The organism is Shewanella sp. SM21 (assembly GCF_025654335.1).
GTDB classification, from domain to species: Bacteria; Pseudomonadota; Gammaproteobacteria; order Enterobacterales; family Shewanellaceae; genus Shewanella; species Shewanella oncorhynchi.
The window spans coordinates 240,269-258,847 of record NZ_JAKKRL010000006.1; the positions used below are offsets into that span (position 1 = coordinate 240,269).

General features: G+C 43.8%; 17 protein-coding genes. 8 read left to right on the forward strand and 9 right to left on the reverse strand.

Annotated elements, in window-relative coordinates; all coding sequences use genetic code 11:
- Positions 1-57: 57 nt before the first annotated feature.
- Positions 58-486 carry a hypothetical protein gene (locus tag L5L94_RS10165; protein ID WP_028759624.1) on the reverse strand — a complete coding sequence of 143 codons (429 nt, stop codon included), beginning with the start codon at positions 484-486 and terminating at the stop codon, positions 58-60.
- Positions 487-753: 267 nt separating this feature from the next.
- Between L5L94_RS10165 and L5L94_RS10170 the strand changes: the two genes are divergently transcribed.
- Both L5L94_RS10170 and L5L94_RS10175 read left to right on the forward strand, forming a co-directional pair.
- The gene (locus L5L94_RS10170; protein WP_263163004.1) at positions 754-1,704 is read left to right on the forward strand and encodes a tRNA-dihydrouridine synthase; all 951 of its coding nucleotides are present in this window, start codon (positions 754-756) and stop codon (positions 1,702-1,704) included.
- A 187-nt stretch (positions 1,705-1,891) separates the two neighbouring features.
- Entirely contained in the window at positions 1,892-2,251 is a 360-nt protein-coding gene (locus L5L94_RS10175; RefSeq protein WP_028759621.1) for a TraR/DksA C4-type zinc finger protein, read from the forward strand.
- 89 nt (positions 2,252-2,340) lie between these two features.
- Here L5L94_RS10175 and L5L94_RS10180 read toward each other — a convergent pair whose 3' ends face one another.
- The 4 genes from L5L94_RS10180 to L5L94_RS10195 form a co-directional block, all read right to left on the reverse strand.
- A complete protein-coding gene (locus L5L94_RS10180; RefSeq protein ID WP_173244258.1) occupies positions 2,341-5,001 on the reverse strand; it encodes a TonB-dependent receptor in 2,661 nt (886 codons plus the stop codon).
- Between the two features lie 421 nt (positions 5,002-5,422).
- Positions 5,423-7,141, reverse strand: coding sequence for a bifunctional UDP-sugar hydrolase/5'-nucleotidase UshA (gene ushA / locus L5L94_RS10185; RefSeq protein ID WP_028759619.1), 1,719 nt, complete (start codon positions 7,139-7,141; stop codon positions 5,423-5,425).
- A gap of 364 nt (positions 7,142-7,505) precedes the next feature.
- Complete coding sequence (locus L5L94_RS10190; RefSeq protein ID WP_263163007.1) at positions 7,506-8,177, reverse strand: alpha/beta hydrolase; 672 nt, start codon at positions 8,175-8,177, stop codon at positions 7,506-7,508.
- A gap of 92 nt (positions 8,178-8,269) precedes the next feature.
- Complete coding sequence (locus L5L94_RS10195; protein WP_006082094.1) at positions 8,270-8,497, reverse strand: DUF3389 family protein; 228 nt, start codon at positions 8,495-8,497, stop codon at positions 8,270-8,272.
- A 268-nt stretch (positions 8,498-8,765) separates the two neighbouring features.
- On the opposite strand from L5L94_RS10195, the gene L5L94_RS10200 reads away from it, so the two are divergent.
- On the forward strand, positions 8,766-10,709 hold the full coding sequence (locus L5L94_RS10200; protein WP_263163009.1) for a M1 family metallopeptidase: 1,944 nt from the start codon (positions 8,766-8,768) through the stop codon (positions 10,707-10,709).
- 194 nt (positions 10,710-10,903) lie between these two features.
- Here the strand turns inward: L5L94_RS10200 and L5L94_RS10205 are convergent, their stop codons facing one another.
- Positions 10,904-11,392: a peptidylprolyl isomerase gene (locus L5L94_RS10205; protein WP_263163010.1), complete on the reverse strand. Its 489-nt coding sequence runs from the start codon at positions 11,390-11,392 to the stop codon at positions 10,904-10,906.
- 135 nt (positions 11,393-11,527) lie between these two features.
- Entirely contained in the window at positions 11,528-12,826 is a 1,299-nt protein-coding gene (locus L5L94_RS10210) for a lytic murein transglycosylase (protein WP_263163011.1), read from the reverse strand.
- A 430-nt stretch (positions 12,827-13,256) separates the two neighbouring features.
- On the opposite strand from L5L94_RS10210, the gene L5L94_RS10215 reads away from it, so the two are divergent.
- Together L5L94_RS10215 and L5L94_RS10220 are read left to right on the forward strand one after the other, a co-directional pair.
- Positions 13,257-13,616 (forward strand): DUF2750 domain-containing protein, encoded by a 360-nt coding sequence (locus L5L94_RS10215; protein WP_263163013.1) that lies wholly within the window; start codon positions 13,257-13,259, stop codon positions 13,614-13,616.
- Positions 13,617-13,667: 51 nt separating this feature from the next.
- On the forward strand, positions 13,668-14,309 hold the full coding sequence (locus tag L5L94_RS10220) for a hypothetical protein (RefSeq protein WP_263163014.1): 642 nt from the start codon (positions 13,668-13,670) through the stop codon (positions 14,307-14,309).
- A 184-nt stretch (positions 14,310-14,493) separates the two neighbouring features.
- On the opposite strand, the gene L5L94_RS10225 is transcribed toward L5L94_RS10220, so the two are convergent.
- Positions 14,494-15,438 (reverse strand): chemotaxis protein CheV, encoded by a 945-nt coding sequence (locus tag L5L94_RS10225; protein ID WP_105252200.1) that lies wholly within the window; start codon positions 15,436-15,438, stop codon positions 14,494-14,496.
- A gap of 232 nt (positions 15,439-15,670) precedes the next feature.
- Positions 15,671-16,285 carry a class I SAM-dependent methyltransferase gene (locus L5L94_RS10230; RefSeq protein WP_263163016.1) on the reverse strand — a complete coding sequence of 205 codons (615 nt, stop codon included), beginning with the start codon at positions 16,283-16,285 and terminating at the stop codon, positions 15,671-15,673.
- A 100-nt stretch (positions 16,286-16,385) separates the two neighbouring features.
- Here L5L94_RS10230 and L5L94_RS10235 point away from each other — a divergent pair, with 100 nt between their 5' ends.
- The 3 genes from L5L94_RS10235 (at position 16,386) to L5L94_RS10245 (ending at position 18,460) form a co-directional block, all read left to right on the forward strand.
- A complete protein-coding gene (locus L5L94_RS10235) occupies positions 16,386-16,937 on the forward strand; it encodes an LON peptidase substrate-binding domain-containing protein (RefSeq protein WP_028759610.1) in 552 nt (183 codons plus the stop codon).
- 145 nt (positions 16,938-17,082) lie between these two features.
- On the forward strand, positions 17,083-17,745 hold the full coding sequence (locus tag L5L94_RS10240) for a sigma-70 family RNA polymerase sigma factor (RefSeq protein ID WP_028759609.1): 663 nt from the start codon (positions 17,083-17,085) through the stop codon (positions 17,743-17,745).
- Positions 17,738-18,460, forward strand: coding sequence for a ChrR family anti-sigma-E factor (locus L5L94_RS10245; RefSeq protein WP_263163017.1), 723 nt, complete (start codon positions 17,738-17,740; stop codon positions 18,458-18,460). The genes L5L94_RS10240 and L5L94_RS10245 overlap by 8 nt, the downstream gene beginning before the upstream one ends.
- The last annotated feature ends 119 nt before the right edge of the window (positions 18,461-18,579 follow it).

The window sequence follows — 18,579 nt, forward strand, 5'->3', positions numbered from 1 at the left end:
GGCTGGCCTCTTTAAGCTCAATTATCCCAATAACTGCAGGGATAAAACAAACCCGCTTTACTTCACTTCTTTTTTAACGGCTTCGACTTTAGCATCCACTTTTTCGGCGGTTTTCTTCATATCAGCGCCACATTTCGCTTCACCACACTTACCTTCATGGGCCTTATCAGCGGCTTTCTTCATGTCAGCACCGCATTTCGCTTCGCCACATTTCCCCTCATGAGCTTTATCTGCAGCCGCTTTTTTCATCTCAGCACCGCATTTAGCCTCACCACACTTACCTTCTTTGGCTTTTTCAGCGGCGGCTTTCTTCATGTCTGCGCCGCATTTGGCTTCACCACATTTGCCTTCTGAACCGACAATTTGATAGCCCGCATCCATAGCTTCAAAACCAAATGGGTTAGTTTGTGCATTGACAGCAAAAGCTGAACTCATCACAACCGAACCTAACGCTACTGCAACTGCTGTTTTTTTAACTGAATTCATAAATAATCCCTTCTTGTTTATTGAGTAATAATGACCAACAACAGTTTAAGTAGCTGGCTTACAACAAAAGACCTGCCTTATTTCGATTCTATTGCAAAAAATATCACTAAGTCACAGAAATGGTAAAAATATCCTGCTAGGACAATCAGTTTAGCTTGGATTTTATTTATTGGCGTACCTATTCATCCTCCTTCACAAGGCCACTTTGTAACTTAGGGCTGATAAGGTAGAATGCTCGCCCTTTGCAACAGATATGGGTTTACTGCAGTGCGTGTGATTTTGGCTCCAATGGAAGGCGTAGTAGACGCTTTGATGCGTGACATCCTATCGACCATCAATCCCTACGATTTGCTCGTCACCGAATTTGTGCGAGTGGTAGACCAACTGCTGCCTGAAAAGGTCTTTCTCAAACTGTGTCCTGAACTGCTCAACAACGGCAACACCCCTTCAGGTACGCCAGTACGAGTACAATTGCTTGGTCAAGAACCCCAATGTATGGGCGAAAATGCCCTGCGTGCCATTGAGCTAGGCTCACACGGTGTTGATGCAAACTTTGGCTGTCCAGCAAAAATTGTTAACCGCAGTAAAGGTGGCGCCGTATTATTGCAATATCCTGAGAGTGTGCACGATATTGTCAAAGCCATGCGTCAAGCTGTACCAAAAGAACATGCCGTAACGGCCAAAATACGTTTGGGCTACGAAGATAAGTCACTGTTTATGGAAAACGCCATTGCAGTGTATGAAGCCGGTGCAACTGAACTTGCCATCCATGCGCGCAGTAAAGTCGACGGTTACAGACCGCCAGCCTACTGGGAATACATCACCGAAGTGCGCAAACGTTTGCCGATCCCGGTGATCGCCAACGGTGAAATTTGGAACAATGACGATGCTAAGCGTTGTATCGAGGTCACGGGCTGCGACAGTATCATGATCGGCCGCGGGGCAATTTCATTGCCGAACTTGGCTGATACTATCAAGACAGGAGCCACTCCTTATACTTGGGCGCAAACCTTAGGGCTCATGCTCAGTTATACCCAAAGGGAACTCAATGGCCGTAAGAGTGACTATTATCCAGCCCGGATCAAACAGTGGTTCACCTATCTCAACCGTCAATATCCCGAAGCCGATACCTTGTTTAGGGAACTGCGAGTCTTTAAAACAACGGAAGAAATAGTCCGCGTATTAGAAACGGCGCAACGGAACTTATGCGACGAATAATCGCGACGATATGTGTGATAAAAGGGCTTTTGCCGTAGCACATATAATGCGATAAGAATGAAGTACTTTTTCGATTTTTAACGGCTAAAAAACCGAAAATGTGGCAGATACTTGATCTTTATCATAGTCGTTGATAGTGGAACTATTAGACTGGACGCCTAGAGTCAAATGAAATAGGCGATTTTACGTGAGCACCACCCATATCAGACATGAATTGTCAGAGCTTGAAGCTAATCTAAGGAAAGAAATAGGCGCGCTCCCTCTGTTCCTCGAAGCCATAGGGGAGCATTACGCTAGCCTGAGTCTGGCAGAATTAATTGATAAATTGGCTCAGACACCACTGGCTGAACACCCACTATTTTGCCGATTAAATAAACTTGATGCCGCCTTTTGCCAGCTCGACTTAGGTCTCTACGGTCTTTGCTCGGATTGTGAGGCAGAAATTGAAAGCGAACGCTTAAGCCAAGATCCCACCGAACAACGCTGCACCTCCTGCGCCGAGCATTATCAGCATGAACACCGCCACGAACTGCGCCTCACGCATTGATAGCGCTCATTCGACACCCAGTAAACTGCCTTATAAGCAAAAAAACCTCCGCAAGCGGAGGTTTGAGTTATCCAGGGAGGGCGGACAACCTAAAACTTCTGGTTTATTCTCAGGTAATACGTTCTACCTAACACATCATATAAACCCACATTCACATCGCGATAATCGGCGTAGGTGTAATAGTTTGGTGTTTCAGCATCAAACACATTATTCACCCCTACTGTGATAGAGCCGTTATAAGCATGGGTATAACCAAACTGAATATTATGTTTAAAGTAATTATCGTAATCAACATAACGGTCGGTTTCTTCTAACTCATTGAAATAACTTGCTGATTGACTACCGATATAAACAACTGTCCATGCGGCAGAAAAATCATCGTATTTCCAACTGGTCGCAAAGTTACCGCGCCAATCGGGCGAGTCAGTCGACCCTGCGTAATCGATCATGTCTGCTTCAGCGTTATCCTGCTTTTTAAAATCAAGCACATGAGTTAAATCCAGTTTGAAATTGAAATCCCCAAAGCCTGTTTCTAAGTTATAAGCCGTAACAAAATCGATACCTGAGGTCTCAACTGTAGCTAAGTTACGAACTCCGGCTTCAATATATTCAATCTTGCCATCAGGACCGCGCGTCACATAGGGAGAAGAACCATTCTTGATTTCATCACGCAGGATATCATCCACATCAATTGACTCAATTTTGTTGTCATAGGTGATTGAGTAATAAGATAACTCCAAGTTCCATGCGTCAGTAACATTCCAAACGCCGCCAAAGGTTAACGAGTTGCCCTCTTCAGCCTCTAGATCAGGATTCCCTCCATACCAGGTTTTGTGTTGATTATTAGTCGCGCAATATATGGCATCCACGTTACCAGGTTCATTACACCATAAAGAATCAACACCCTTCTCAAAACTCAAGGATTGAGACGAGAACATTTCGCTCATATTCGGCGCGCGGAATGAGTCACCATAGCTAGCACGCAGTAATAACGTGTCTATAGGACGCCAGCTTAAACCAAACTTAGGCACCACGGCATCGAAGGTCGATGAATTAACGACTTCCCCCTGAGGCCCTGTGAGAGTTCCTTCCTGCTCATAGCGCTCATAACGTACTGCGGCAGAAAACTCAACATTGGCAGGTAAGCCTACTTGGAGTTCCAAATAAGCGGCGCTACGGTCACGTGTGGCATCCACATCATCCCCCCCCGAACCGCCGGAGATAATACCCGCGGCCGATTCTGGATCACTGGTTTGCTTAAACTTGATCATTTCATATTCAAGACCACCGACCATAGCGACCGAAAGATCACCGTCATCGAGCAGTAAGGTCGAAGCAAGACCATCCAATTGAGTACTTTCAAATTTGCCCTGATAAACCCCAGTATGCGCTGCTTTACGATACAGATCTGTCATCTGTTGATCCCACTGCTCATAACTCATTCCAGAGGTATTGAAAATATCATATTGCTCTGAATCAATTTCTTGCTGAATAATATCGTCGTTCAGTAAATTATAATTAAAACTATTTGTCGTCGATGTTGCGTGCTGGGCATTTAATTCCCAGTCGATACCATTCCCTGAATCTATTGTACCAACAAAGCCACCTAGAATATCAAAGTTGTTGGTTTCAGTTAATGTATCTCGCTCGCCAAGTTGCGCGCCTCGCATAGAAATCACTAATTCTTCGCCAACTGGATTAAACTTATTATCGGCACTCATCACAGGGGTATTCGTTGATACTGGCGTACCCGCATAACGGGTTTCAGTTTCTGCTAATGAAGCAGAAGCACGACCTCGGAATTTTATATTCTCAGAAATCTCATAGGAGAAATTAGATAACAGCGAATTACGAGTTTGATCGCCAAATAACTTAGTGACATTACCATGATTATATAAACAACGACCATCACCTGAGTCTATGGTATTTTCCGTTTTTTCACATATATCTGAATTACTATACCAGCTACCATTGCCTGGTCCATATTTACCGTTTGGTACTGAGCTATATCCACTATATGCGTTATAACTTGAATCGTCCATTCGCCAAATATCACGATCCATTACAGCTTTAGTATCATAATATTCATAGGTTAGCGTGATATTGCCTTTATCAGTATTAAAGCCCGTTGCAAGTGATAAACGGTTGGCATCGCCTCCTTCCACACTTGGCTGCTCAGTGCTGTAATCGAGTTGAAACCCTTCAAACTCCTTCTTAGTGATAATGTTTATCACACCCGCAACCGCATCGGAACCATATACTGCCGAGGCGCCATCGCGCAGGATTTCAATACGCTCCACGATAGCCATAGGGATAGAAGATGTATCGGCCACAGAGCCAGAGCTCGAACTCGTGCCCGGCATACGGCGTCCATCTAATAACACTAATGTCGCAGACGCTCCTAAACCACGTAAATTGACATCACTGGTTGAGCTTGCTCCTGATCCATAGCCAGAAATACCACGCCAAGAACCAAAGCTGTTTATCGCAGAGTTATTCAATACGTCAGCAACGGTTTTTTCACCCGTCATGGCAATATCCGCAGCATTAATGACAGTCACGGGTGAAACAGTTTCCATATCAACTTGTTTAATACGAGAACCCGTCACTTCAATGCGTTCAACTTTCGCATTTTCTTCTGCTGCATTTACCGCTGCAGAAAAGCCTATTCCAGAAAAAACCACACTGCTTGTCGCCACTGTAATTAAACTAGTACGAACGGCTTTGGCCGTTAAACTTAAATAGCGCATTAATCTCTCCTTGAGGTAAATAAAACCCTTTGTTTGTTATTTTTATATTTGGCAAGCGAACTTTGTTTCGCCGTAGTGATAATGTTAATGCGCAACATCTAAGTCAACCATTAAAAACAATTAATCTCAAATTAAAACAAATTGACACAAAATAAATCAACTTAAATATAAGATATCCGGATATACATCATGGGGTTAAGCAATACAGGCCAGTTGAATATATTAAATATTTAATTTGATACAATAAATCTCAATTGTTAACCAAAAGAACACCGAGAAACTCACGCCACAAATGAATCAAAGTGTATCCCAAATAAAACGCTGAATATTAATTTACACTTAGTTCAATATTAATTAACCATAAAAAATGCCACTCATTTGAGTGGCATTAATATTGAAACACTGAGTAATGATTGATTACTTAAAGTTGGCAACCTTCAACACTTTTTGAGTTCTCATAAACAATATCGCCTACAGGATTGTAGTCAGCAGCTTTAATCACTTGTTTCTCTTTCAAGAAAGAATAGAGTAAATCAGCATCAACAAAACCCGTTTGAATTGGGCTGGTTAGTTTAGGATAACCGTCACCACCCGCAGCATTAAAGCTAGGTACAGTGAACTTATAAGTGGCTGTTGGGCTAAAATCCTTGCCGCCAATGTCGCTGATGTTGGCTGTTTTAGCCACACAGTCAATGGTCATTTTCACACCAGTGATTTGTGCATAACCACCAGAACCAACTTGAAGACTGCCGACTGCGCCTAAATAAACCGCAACTTCAGTACCCGTCATTTCGTTAAGGGTAACCATATTACCAAATGGCTGAACAGTCAGCACGTCACGGTAACTAATGTTGCCTGGTTGGATAGATGCACGTACACCGCCGGAGTTCATTACACCAAAATCAGCAGTCACTTTAGCACTTTGTGCCATCGCTAACATACGGCCTAAGTTAGTTTGCTTATTACGCACGTTTGCACGCTCACCATCTAACAGGGCATCCGTTGTCGCAATGACTTCGTCTAACTTAGCTTGACCTTTCTCTTGATAGTAAGAAAGCAGCTCTTTTAACTCTGAATCCGGTTCAATTTTAGTGCCTGCTAAGTCAGCAGTTTTCTTACCAGCATCATCCAGTTTGCGCATATTCACAGGGACAAGCTTGTAGCTCGCTAGATGGAGTTCACCGTTAAAGTATTCAAAATCTGCACGGCCAACATATTTACCCCATTCATGGGCTTGCATGATCCAAGTGCCATTTTGTTTATCAGGTGCACATGCATCACCAGGCTTAAAGGCTGCATAAGCTTTGTTGTCAGTTCCCGGTTCCATACACACTGGATTCTGTGAATGACCACCGATAACAACTTGTAAATCCCCTTCTTTCAATGCGCGAGCCATAGCTACATCGCCAGGGGCATTACTACCATTTTTACCATCCGCGTAATGACCCATGTGCGTGGTAGCGAAAATGATATCTGCCGCTTTGGCATCTTTAATTTCTTTAATCACTTTAGCAACTTCCACCTTGGGATCGGTGAATGTTAGATCGCTAATGTATTCTGGGTTACCAATCTTAGCAGTGTCTTCTGTCGTTAAACCAATAACAGCAACTTTAAGACCATTAACGTCAAATACTTTATAGGCATCAAAGTAACGCTCACCAAGAGTACCATCGGCATTTTTACGGTAAATGTTCGCCGCTAACATAGGGAATTCAGCAAGGCGACGCTGCATATCAAGTACTGATAACGGATTGTCAAACTCATGGTTACCAACAGCCATGGCGTCGTAACCAATTTTATTCATGCCCGTAAAGTCTGGTATGGCATCTTGAAGATCAGATTCTGGTACACCCGTATTAATATCACCACCAGATAATAATAAGGTTTGACTGCCATTCTTACTCACTTCTGCACGAATTTGATCAACCAGAGTTTTCTGAGCGGCTAAACCGTATTCACCATCACTGTTTTCCCAGAAACGGCCATGGTTGTCATTGGTATGTAAAACGGTAAACGTTTTACAAGCACTTCCCGCTTCAGCACACGTTGTTGGAACTTTATCGTCATCACTATTATTACAACCCGCAAGTGCAGCGAGAACAGCAGTTGCAACTAATCCTTTAATAAGCATATGTCTCATTACATCAACCCCTTGATTTTAATTATTTTATCATAGAAAGATTGCCGTGAACTCCATCAAGTTCAGCGTCACGGATAATAGCAAATAATAAAGATAAATTGTGTCATTTTTATTAAAAACTTGACATTTATATGAAATTTGGCGGGCATTTTAAGAAGGATTTGTTTCATATAAAAAAATAAGCTGAATGACTGATTTTTATATATTTAGAGAATACAAAATAAAAATGGAATAAATGGATTTTAATCGTTTGTTATAAATAACTTAGGAAATATGAAAAAACATCGCGATTGTTCCTTTAAAAAAACAAGCATGGGTAAATTTCAACTTACCGCATGCTGTTTTTATCAGCAATTAGACTTATCTACATTTCAAATCGCTGTAATAACCATTTAGAAATCGCTTTCAATTGTTCAGGAATGACAGAATGAGGCATTGGATAAGTTTGCCACGTAACATGATAGCCGCCCGCAGTTAAGGCTTCTTTTGCTAACATTCCAGCGGAAAATGGTACAACATCATCCTGTAGACCGTGTTGCTGTAATATGGGTGTATTGCGATTCGCCGCGCTTAATTCAGCGGGTAACACATCACCCGTCGGTAAATAGCAAGACAACGCCATAATCCCTGCAAGTGGCTCAGGGAAACGCAGTCCAGAGAATAAACTCATGACTCCACCCTGACTGAATCCCGCTAATACGATACGTTGGCTCGCAATACCCGCCGCGATTTGTTCATTAATTAATGCGGCAACCATTTTCTCCGACTCAAGCACGCCTTGCATATCGGCTCTGTCATGCAAATCCATGCTTTTAATATCGTACCAAGCGCGCATAATGTAGCCACCATTAATGGTCACGGCTTGCTCTGGTGCATGGGGAAAAATAAATCGAATAGCATGATCTGCAGGTAAGCCTAATGCAGGCACTACGGGAGCAAATCCGGCCCCCGAATCCCCTAATCCATGTAACCAAATAACCACAGCCGTAGCAGGAGTCTTAGGTTCGACAACAATACGCTCAAGAGAAACTGACATACTAAAAATTCCCAATTCGATATTAAACACTCATCAACTAAAAAATGATGATAAATCTATACGTTAAACACTCATCACCACTCGGGCACAGGTTATTCAGCATCCATGCCCAGCACATCTTGAATCGCACGTAACTGAGCATTTGAGTCCAATACTAAGCTCCAACGTACACCGCCACCATCGGCGATCAGCATAGGAGGCTGACGTCTCAAGCCGATATCCTCAGCACTCGCTTGCAGTACGATACTGGCAACGTTGAGGCGCACTTGAACCTCAAACTCAGTAACGATTAACTTACCCTGCGAAAAATCTAACACCATTATGATAACCGCCCTATGTGAAAACGCCGTCATCATAGCAAACTTGTGCTCTTTTACCGATGGCATTTCCTGACCAGCATCCAAGCCATTAAAGTTTGATTACATTTGAGCTAACAGTGAGATAACAAATCCAGTGAATTATCAGGTAAACTTTTGCGCTATATCTTTTGTGCTATATAGAGTGGGTTAACAGAAAACCAAGCTGAATTGATGGTCTTATCACCCCAAACTCGAACTAACATACTTCATCATTAGGCTACTATAAATAATGCTTTCACTTCGCCGAACCGTCCTTTGCAGCACCCTAGTCTTTGCCCTGCAACTACTTCCCTGCGCTTATGCCAATAGCACTCCAAATACCTTAACCACTGAGCCTACTGCCACTGTTGTACAAGCTGATACGCAGCAGAACCAAGATGCACTGACCTACGCCAATTACACTGAAGTCAGCGTGAGTCATTTGGAACTAGCCCTTACCGTCGATTTTAAGCAAAACCGCTTATCCGGTGAAGCCACCCTCGATTTAGCTTGGCATAAGGTGGGGAAAGAACTCATCTTAGATACTCGAGATCTGACGATTAACAGCGTAAGTGCTTTAAATACAGCGGGAAAATGGCAAAGCATGCCATTCACGTTAGCCAAAGCGGACGCTGTAAAAGGCGCCGCGCTGACCATCAAACTTGCTGATGAAAATAGTCAAAAGGTCAAAATCAATTATCACACGTCGAATAATCCGTCTGGTATTCAATGGTTAACCCCTGAGCAAACCCAAGGTAAACAGTTGCCTTTTATGTTCAGTCAGAGTCAGGCGATTCACGCCCGCAGTTGGATCCCACTGCAAGATACGCCAGCCGTTCGCCAAACCTATAGCGCAATAATTACTACCGATAAAGCCATAACTGTGGTCATGAGTGCCGATCGCAAAACCCTGTCGAGCAGTCAGACCCAATTCACTATGCCGCAGGCTATTCCAGCTTATTTGATTGCCATTGCGGCCGGACATTTAAAGTTTGCTCCCTTAGATAACATCTCGGGCATTTGGGCTGAGCCAGAGATCCTCGACAAAGCGAGCAAAGAATTTGCCGACACGCCAGAAATGATCAAAATCGCGGCTAAACGTTATGGCGATTACCCTTGGGGACGTTATGACTTACTTATCTTGCCACCAAGTTTCCCCTTTGGCGGCATGGAAAACCCGCGTTTGTCTTTTATTACACCCACAGTGATCGCGGGTGATAAAAGCTTAGTGAGCCTCATCGCCCACGAACTTGCGCACTCGTGGTCGGGTAATTTAGTGACGAATGCCACTTGGCGCGATCTCTGGCTTAATGAAGGTTTTACGACCTATGTTGAGAATCGCATCATGGAAGACCTCTATGGCCGTGACCGAGCACTGATGGAGCAAACCATCGGCTACTCTGAATTGCTTGCCGAACTTGAAGAGCTCACACCTGCCGATTCAGTGCTACATCTCGATCTCGGTAAACGTTCGCCCGACGAAGCCTTCAGCGGTGTCCCTTATGTAAAAGGCCAGTTGTTCTTAATATTTTTAGAGCAAAAATTTGGCCGTGAACGCTTCGACACTTTTGTGAAAAGCTACTTCAATCATTTTGCATTTCAGAGTATTACTACGGCGCAATTCCGTGAATATTTATCTTTGAATCTATTAAACAAATATCCCCATCTTGTCAGTGAAGGTGAAGTGGATACTTGGATTGAAGGTCAAGGTTTACCGTCATTTCTTGTGCCGCCCAATTCCCACGCCTTCGATGATATCGATGCCCAAAGACAAACTTGGCTCAAGGGTAAACTCAGTGCAAGCGAGTTGAAAACCAGCACTTGGACAGTCCACCAGTGGTTAAGATTCATCAATGAAATGCCAAGAGTCAATCTTGACCAAGCCAAACTTGCTGAGCTAGATAAGGCGTTTCATTTTACGGGCACTGGCAACAGTGAAATCGCTTTCGCATGGTATTCACTGGCCCTAGACAATGGCTATTACGCAGTACTACCCGCATTAAAACAACATTTAACCCATATTGGCCGCATGCGCTTAATCGTGCCTTTATACCAAAAGCTCGCAAGCTCTGATAAATACGACTGGACCAAAAGCGTCTATCTCAGGGCTCGCAGCGGCTATCATCCCCAAACCCAAGCAAGCCTAGATATGATGTTTGCCGACAAACCACTCGAGCATGAACATAGCCATTAGCGAGATAAGGAGCCATTAGCGGTTGCGACAATCATTAAGCCATTAGCACCATAAAAACAAAAAGCCCAAACCTAGGTTTGGGCTTTTGCTATTTAATCTTTAGCCTCGATTCATTCAACTCATACTGAACTTATACTCATCTCACATTGAGTCAAATAGAAGCCAAGTTCGAAGCCGAACCCGAAGCCTAAAGATTAGTGGTGATGACCACCAGCGCCATGGGCATGGCCGTGGGCGATTTCTTCATCACTCGCGTCACGGGCACCAACGACTTCGATATCAAATGTCAGTTCGCGGCCGGCTAATGGATGGTTTACATCCACAGTCGCCATAAACTTACCCATTTTAACGATAGTCACTTGGCGCTGACCTTGGTCGGTATTAACCACTGCTGTCATGCCTGGTTTCCACACAGTCGCGCCTAATAAGTGCTTAACTGACACACGTTGGTGTGCGTCAGCATCCGCTAAACGCTCACCGTAGGTTTCAGCAGCAGGCAAAGTCACAGTGAACTTTTCACCTATGGCTTTACCATTTATCGCGTTTTCTACACCTGGCATCATGTTGTCATGACCGTGTAAATAGGCAATAGGATCGCGACCTTCGTTCGTCTCGATCACTTCACCTTTCTCGTCGCGCAGTGTGTAGTTAAACTGCACAACCATATCGTCTTTAATGCTCATCGAATATCCTTTGATTTTCTTCGATTTCAATTGTGGGCCGAGCTTAACAAAACTGTGCTTTTCACTCCACTTTTTTATCCGGCCTCAAAGCACTCAAAACCCGCAGCGAGCGCTCTTTGGCTACAGAGACAGTAACTACAGTGATAGTCCTAAAGCGGTAAACACCTCTGGGCTTGGGAAGCCATCGGCAATCATCTGTTTGCTACGTTGAAAGGCTTGCAACCCTGCCATAGAGTTACGTCCCAACACGCCATCTGGCTTACCAACATCAAATCCAGCCTCGTTCAGTTTTGTTTGCAGTTGCTTTACTTGCTCGCGGCTTAGGCGTGGTTGCTCAGGCGGACTGACTGTCAAGGGTTGTCCACCATTAATACGATCGGCCAAGTGCCCAACCGTAATGGCATAAAATTCGGAGCGATTCCAACGCATGATCACATTAAAATTCTCATAACCTAAAAAGGCTGGGCCTGTGTGTCCCGCAGGCAAATACAACGCAGCTTGAATATCGACGGCAGGCAAAGGTTGCCCATTCGACTGTGTTACATTGAGCGCAGCCCATTCCGATAACGACAAGGGCTGTTTCGCACCTAAATGACTGTAACTAAAATCCTTTGGTAACAAGACTTCACGCCCCCAACGCTGATTACGCTGCCAACCTAAGTGCTGCAAAAAATTCGCGGCAGAAGTGAGCGCATCTGTAGTGCTATTCCATAAATCGGCCTTACCATCGCCATCGCCATCGACCGCATATTTGGCATACGCAGAAGGCATAAATTGCGTATGTCCCATAGCACCTGCCCATGATCCCACCATAGTGTCATCATCGAACTGATACTTTTCTTTCAATTTTAAGGCTTGCATCAGCTCTATGGTGAAATAATTGCTACGGCGTGGCTCACAGGCCAAAGTCGCCAGCGAATTCAATACCGACATTTTGCCTTTATAGGAACCGTAGTTCGTTTCCAGTCCCCAAAAAGACAAGATATATTGCGGTGGGACGCCGTATTTTTGCGCTAATTGATTAAGTAAGACACTGTGCTTTTGCAGTAAACGGCGGCCTTCATTGACGCGCCATTCGGTCGCGCGCTTACTGAAATAATTATCAAATGTCTGGCTGAATTCGGGTTGCTGTTGGTCCAACTCAATCACTCGAGGGACAAATTTCAAGTTCGCAATGGTAGAGTTTATCGTCGCCTCTGACAGGCCTTCTGCACGTGCTCGCGCTTGCAGTCCAGTCAAGCACATTGGAAACGCCTCTGCATTAGATTGTACGCTAGCACTGATATCGGGCATTTGATTGACTTCAGCAGCAATGCCACTTGCATTAGTGCTGGTTGCGTTAGCACTCGCCGTTGGCGCACTTGAACAGGCACTCAGACTGACACAGGCGGCAATACTCGCAAACAGATAAGTTAACCCTTTAATTTTAATCAAATCAACAACTCCAATATTTGATCTCACAACAATGACACAGTAATCACACTGTTGTGGCTAAACACGACAATATTCCGTCTTCAAGAGGGAATTGCCCTAGAGAGATATTCGCCTTGGCATAACGAGTTAAAGGTTAGAATCCAAAACACCTTTAACGGCCAAAAGCATAGAAGACACGTTTCCCCGCCACGTAAAGCCCCTATCTGAGCCACATTTAGTCAGTAAAACAGCCTGTACCAAGGCGACTCATTACCAATAATCCTGACCCATAGTGACACGTAACACAATCCTTATCGCCATAAATACCTTGCGGCATAGGCTTATTGCTCAGTTATCCAACACAAAAAAAATCTTAACAAAGAATCCCTTGGTATCGCAGCACGTTACCGTATAATGGATAAGTTAACAGCACACATCAAAGAGACCTATCATGACTGAAATCAATGCGGCTTTGGCTGGCTTTATCAAAAATGTAAAACAACATCAGACGCTTTGGGGTCTAATGGATGAAACTGGCGAAGGCTGGGTCGTTTGTGATTCTTCAGAATTTGAAGATACAGATGTGATGCCATTATGGTCAAATGAAACTACTGCAAAATCCCATTGCAGCGACGAATGGCACGACTATCAACCCGTTTCTATTTCATTAGAAGAATTTCTAGAATATTGGGTCTCAGATCTAAACGACGATGGTGTATTAATCGGTGTTGATTGGCAAACCGATGAAGATTGTCTTGAACTTGATCCGATTGTTTTAGCAAAAGATTTGGTTGATGTTGAAGAAGTTTAATCGCTTCAGTATGCCATTGATGACATCAAGGACTGAGGTGCTCATTCCTTGATGTCTGCTATTCCGCTTATCGATATTCCCTTCGACAAACGCCATACTTGCTGGTTTTGTGGCGAACCGAGCCATCAACACTTCGAATATATCGCACACACACATACACCACATGCTTCGTTAGCTGTGCCCGCCTGCAGCGAATGTTTGCGATTAGCCAAACAACATACTCTTAGCTCCATTTGGGATTGTCGTATGGCCGTCAAAGATGCACTAATGCGTATTTATGCGAAACACCTCGCGATTGGGATTAATTGGACCGAAGAAGAACTGGCCGAGTCTGAATTTTCCTGCAAAGTGTTTGAAGGCTTTAAGAAAAGTGCTTGGATGATGTACCAAATTGCACGAGACCGTATCAACGCACCCGGCTGGCCACTGGTTTTAGAGGGCGAAGAAATTGACGACCAAGGTTATAACGCAGGTTTCGAATTTGATGGCGTGACCTTTAACTCAGTTAATGCTGCAATCCAGTACTACTCGACGCAATTCACCTTAGATCCACAGTTTTTTGCCGAACTGGTGCGCCTCGTCGGCCGAGCAAGATTCAACTATGCCTTAAGGCTCGCCCGTATCCATATTGCCGCCGCCAAAGAAATGAAACGCCAAGTGTTACAAGATGTAGCAGCCGAATTAGCGTTATAATCGAGCGAGTTATAGGTAGTGGGTTGGCAGATGTTTGCAGCAAAGCAGTTAAAAAAGTAGCAGTTGAAAGAATGTGATTCAAAGACCGTATTAAAAACTGTTATTAAAGCGTTCCTTAAAAACACTAAACCTACCGATGATCGACTCAAGGTCAATCACCGATAGTTCGAATCTCAAAATGCGATCAGTGATTGATCACTTGTCTTAATCTTTCTTGCACCACTTCCACCAGCAAATCCGGTTGGAACTTAGAAATAAACTTATCACAGCCCACTTTTTCAACCATGGCATGGTTAAAACTGCCACTCAACGAAGTATTTAAGGTGATGAATAAATCCGACATAGCTTTATCGCTACGCACTTCAGAAGTGAGCTTATAACCGTCCATTTCGGGCATTTCGGCATCGGTAATCATCATCAATAATTCTTTGGCAACTTGTTTACCTTCATCACGCCATTTCTGCAATAACGTCAGCGCTTGTAAGCCATCAGATGCCTCAATAATTTCGATACCCAGTTGGCCTAACGTTTCACGCACTTGACGTCTGGCGGTCGACGAATCATCCACAATCAGGATTTTTCTGCCAGGCATTTCATGGACTAAGGTTTCGTCGAGTACACCTTCTGATAAACGGATATCGTAGTGAATGATCTCCGCCAAGACTTTTTCTACGTCGATAATAGACACTAACTGCGACTGACCTTGATGCTCTATGCGAGTAATTGCCGTTAGATAATTATTACGTCCAGCCGTTTTCGGCGGCGGCATAATATCGCTCCAAGTCATGTTGATAATGTGTTCAACCTTACCGACTAAGAAACCCTGCACACTGCGGTTGTATTCCGTGATGATCATATTGGCATCTTCGTTAGGCGGCACGGGCTTAAACCCTATGGCCGAACGTAAATCAATCACGGGGATAGAAATCCCACGAATATTAGCAACACCAGAAATATGCGGATGACTACCCGGCATCGCATTCAAGGGAGGAAGCTTGACAACTTCTTTGACTTTAAAGACGTTAATGGCAAATAACTGCGTGGAATTAATGCTAAAGAGCAACAACTCAAGTCGGTTCTCACCAACGAGTTTGGTACGCTGATCTACGGTTGCAAGTACGTTTGCCATAATGCTGCTTCTCTACTCTTGAGGAAAATCCTTTCCCCACATGCGACGGATTAGCTCAAATTATAGCGGTAAACTCCCATGAAGAACCATGCCGAGAGTCTATTTTATCTAAAAATTACAACCACTCTCGCAAAGTTCGGCCATAAACTTCGTTTAGCGCATCTCAGATATCTGCATCCCTAAGCTTATATTTTCAGATAATACGCGACATTGCTAATATTTGGTCTTAGTGTTAACGCAATATTTTCTGGGCGAGCACCATACCCGCAAGATTAAAGGCATTTCTATCGCGGACAATCTTAAATCCCAGCTGGCGCAATACCGTTAACAAATCACTATGATTAAAGCGATTCTGCTGTGGATGCTCAAATAAGCGCCGGCTCAATGGATTACAAATTGCGGCACGATATAAATCCTCTATCACAAAGTATCCGTTCGGTTTCAGCACCCTTGCAACTTCCTTAATGGCCGCTTGCCACTCTGGAATATGATGGAATACGGCAAAATCAAACACAATATCAAACTCGCCATCGCCAAAGGGTAAACATGTTGCATCAGCAACCGAGAAACTCAGCCCTTTTAACCCTTGCGGCCGAGATTGCCAGCGGGATTGTGCGGAGGCAACCATGTCAGGGTCGATATCCACGGCCGTGATATGTCCCGCGCCAAAATGTTCGCGGATCAACTGAATGCCGTTACCAAACCCACAACCTATTTCTAATGCGCGTTCGCACAAAGCCATAGGTTTTGGCATCATAGAGGTCAATAAGGGCGCTTCGAGATGATTTTGTAACCAAAAACGTAATGGATGCTGAACGATCTTTTTCTCAAATGGATTTAATTTCATGCCATCCTCTCACTATGGGTAAACTACTGTTGATAATTTTACTGATCGAACTGCCATTATGGTACGTAATGATAGGAACATAAGTTCACCAGAGGCCACGATGAAATTACCTCTTTTTCCATTACCCATTTGTTTATTGCCCGAAGGTTACACACAACTGCGGGTATTTGAACCTAGATATAAGCGCTTGGTCGCCGAATCATTAAAGTCAGGCCAAGGCTTTGGCTTATGTATGCTTGAAGAGGATGGTAAAACCATTCAGCCCATAGGCACCTTAGTGCATATTATTGATTTTGAAACCTTACCAGACGGACTATTAGGGATCAGTATTCAAGGTTCTAAACGCTTTAAACTTGATAAAATCAGTGTCGAAGCCGATGGTTTAAAACGCGGAGACGTCAGTTTAATCGACAATTGGCCTGCTGTACGTATTGCGACCGATGAACGTTACTTGAGTCAAATGTTACAAAACATTCTTAAGGAATATCCGCAACATCTCAAGCACTACCAAACAGAACAGTTCGATGATATCGCTTGGGTCTGCCAGCGCTGGCTAGAAATATTACCCGTACAAGCATCCGAAAAGTACACCTGCATTAATGCCTTAGATCATATTATGACCCGAGATCTATTGCGGGCCGTCATTAAATAATACTGTGAATGATCCTTTATTTAAGCCACTTCGTATTGATTGAAAGTTTGACAGCAAAACTGGGCTCAGAAGTACAACACACTTCTCAATTTTGTCGTTACTGATATCACACTCAGCACTCACGACTGGGATAAGAGCGAAAATAATGGAAAATATTCAATCACAAAGCAGGCAAACTCGGTATCATGTCCCAATCACGTCTCTGACTAATTCGGCTATGGATAACGAAATTCCAGCTTCCCAAACCTGCGAGCCTCAAGCGGATGCTTTAATCACGTTTATGCTACAAGTAGCAGACAACCGAGACAGAGCCGCCTTTGGTCACTTATTTCAGCATTTCATGCCCAAGATCCGAGCCTTTGGTTTACAAAGACTGAATCAACAAGGATTGGCGATGGATTTAGTACAAGAAACCATGACCAGCGTTTGGACTAAGGCTCATCTATATAATGCAGAAAAAGGGTCAGTGACAACTTGGGTGTTTACCATCATGCGTAATCAATGTTTCGATATGCTTAGACGGGTACAACACAATAGAGAAGATACTTTCGGTGATGATATTTGGCCGCTGTGTGATGCGACCATGGCTCAAGACACACTCACTGATCACAAGTTGACGGCTAAATTACTCCAACATCTTGATGCCCTTCCCATAGCACAAAGACAAGTTGTGCAAGGCATTTACATGCAAGAACTCACTCAACAAGAGCTAGCCGATGCCCTAAAGGTACCAATAGGGACCATAAAGTCCCGTTTAAGATTAGGGCTAGAAAAGTTGAAAAGCTTCTTGGAGACACACAATGATTAAGCATCATCCCCAACAAGAATTACTCGTCAGCCATGCCAATGGGAACTTACCTTTATCAATGGCGATAGCAATATCCGCACACTGCGACCTATGTGAGACTTGTCGAGAGCAGCTTGCCCTATTCACAGAACAAGCTGCAAATTTAGCATTAAATCCTGATGGCGGTCATGCTGCAAATGATACGGGCGAAGAGTTGATGCACAGAGAGTATGTTGAGGTGCAACACTCTGGCGACAATCAAGAATCGGCATTGGACATTGACGCTATGATGGCGCAAATCATGGCTCAACCGGCAGCGACAAATGTGCCTAATAACGCCCCTATCGATGTCGACATAAAGCAACAGCATTACACTGTGCCCTCGGTGTTTCGTCAGCATTTGGCCCGTCCATGGCAAATATTAGGCAAAGTCAGTCGCATGCGTTTTGATGTCGACGAAACGAACACCCGCGCTAGCCTATTGCATATAGATGCCCAAGGTGAAATCCCCCAACATACCCATAAAGGTTATGAACTAACACTATTGCTAGCCGGAGAGTTTTCCGATCTTAATGGTGTCTATGTGCCAGGTGATTTTATCGTGCTTGACGGCCAACATCATCACTCACCGAAAACCATTAACGGTTGCTTATGCTACACAGTATTAGATGCACCGCTGCATTTTACCAAAGGTCTGAGTAAGCTACTCAATCCCATAGGTGAACTGATTTATTAAACCTTTTGACTGAGTTTTTAAACAACAGCAAACGCATAGATTCATTTATAAATTCAGTTTAATGAGTCCATTACATAACTGACTACGATTAATCCCATTAAAATGACCTATTTTAGTGG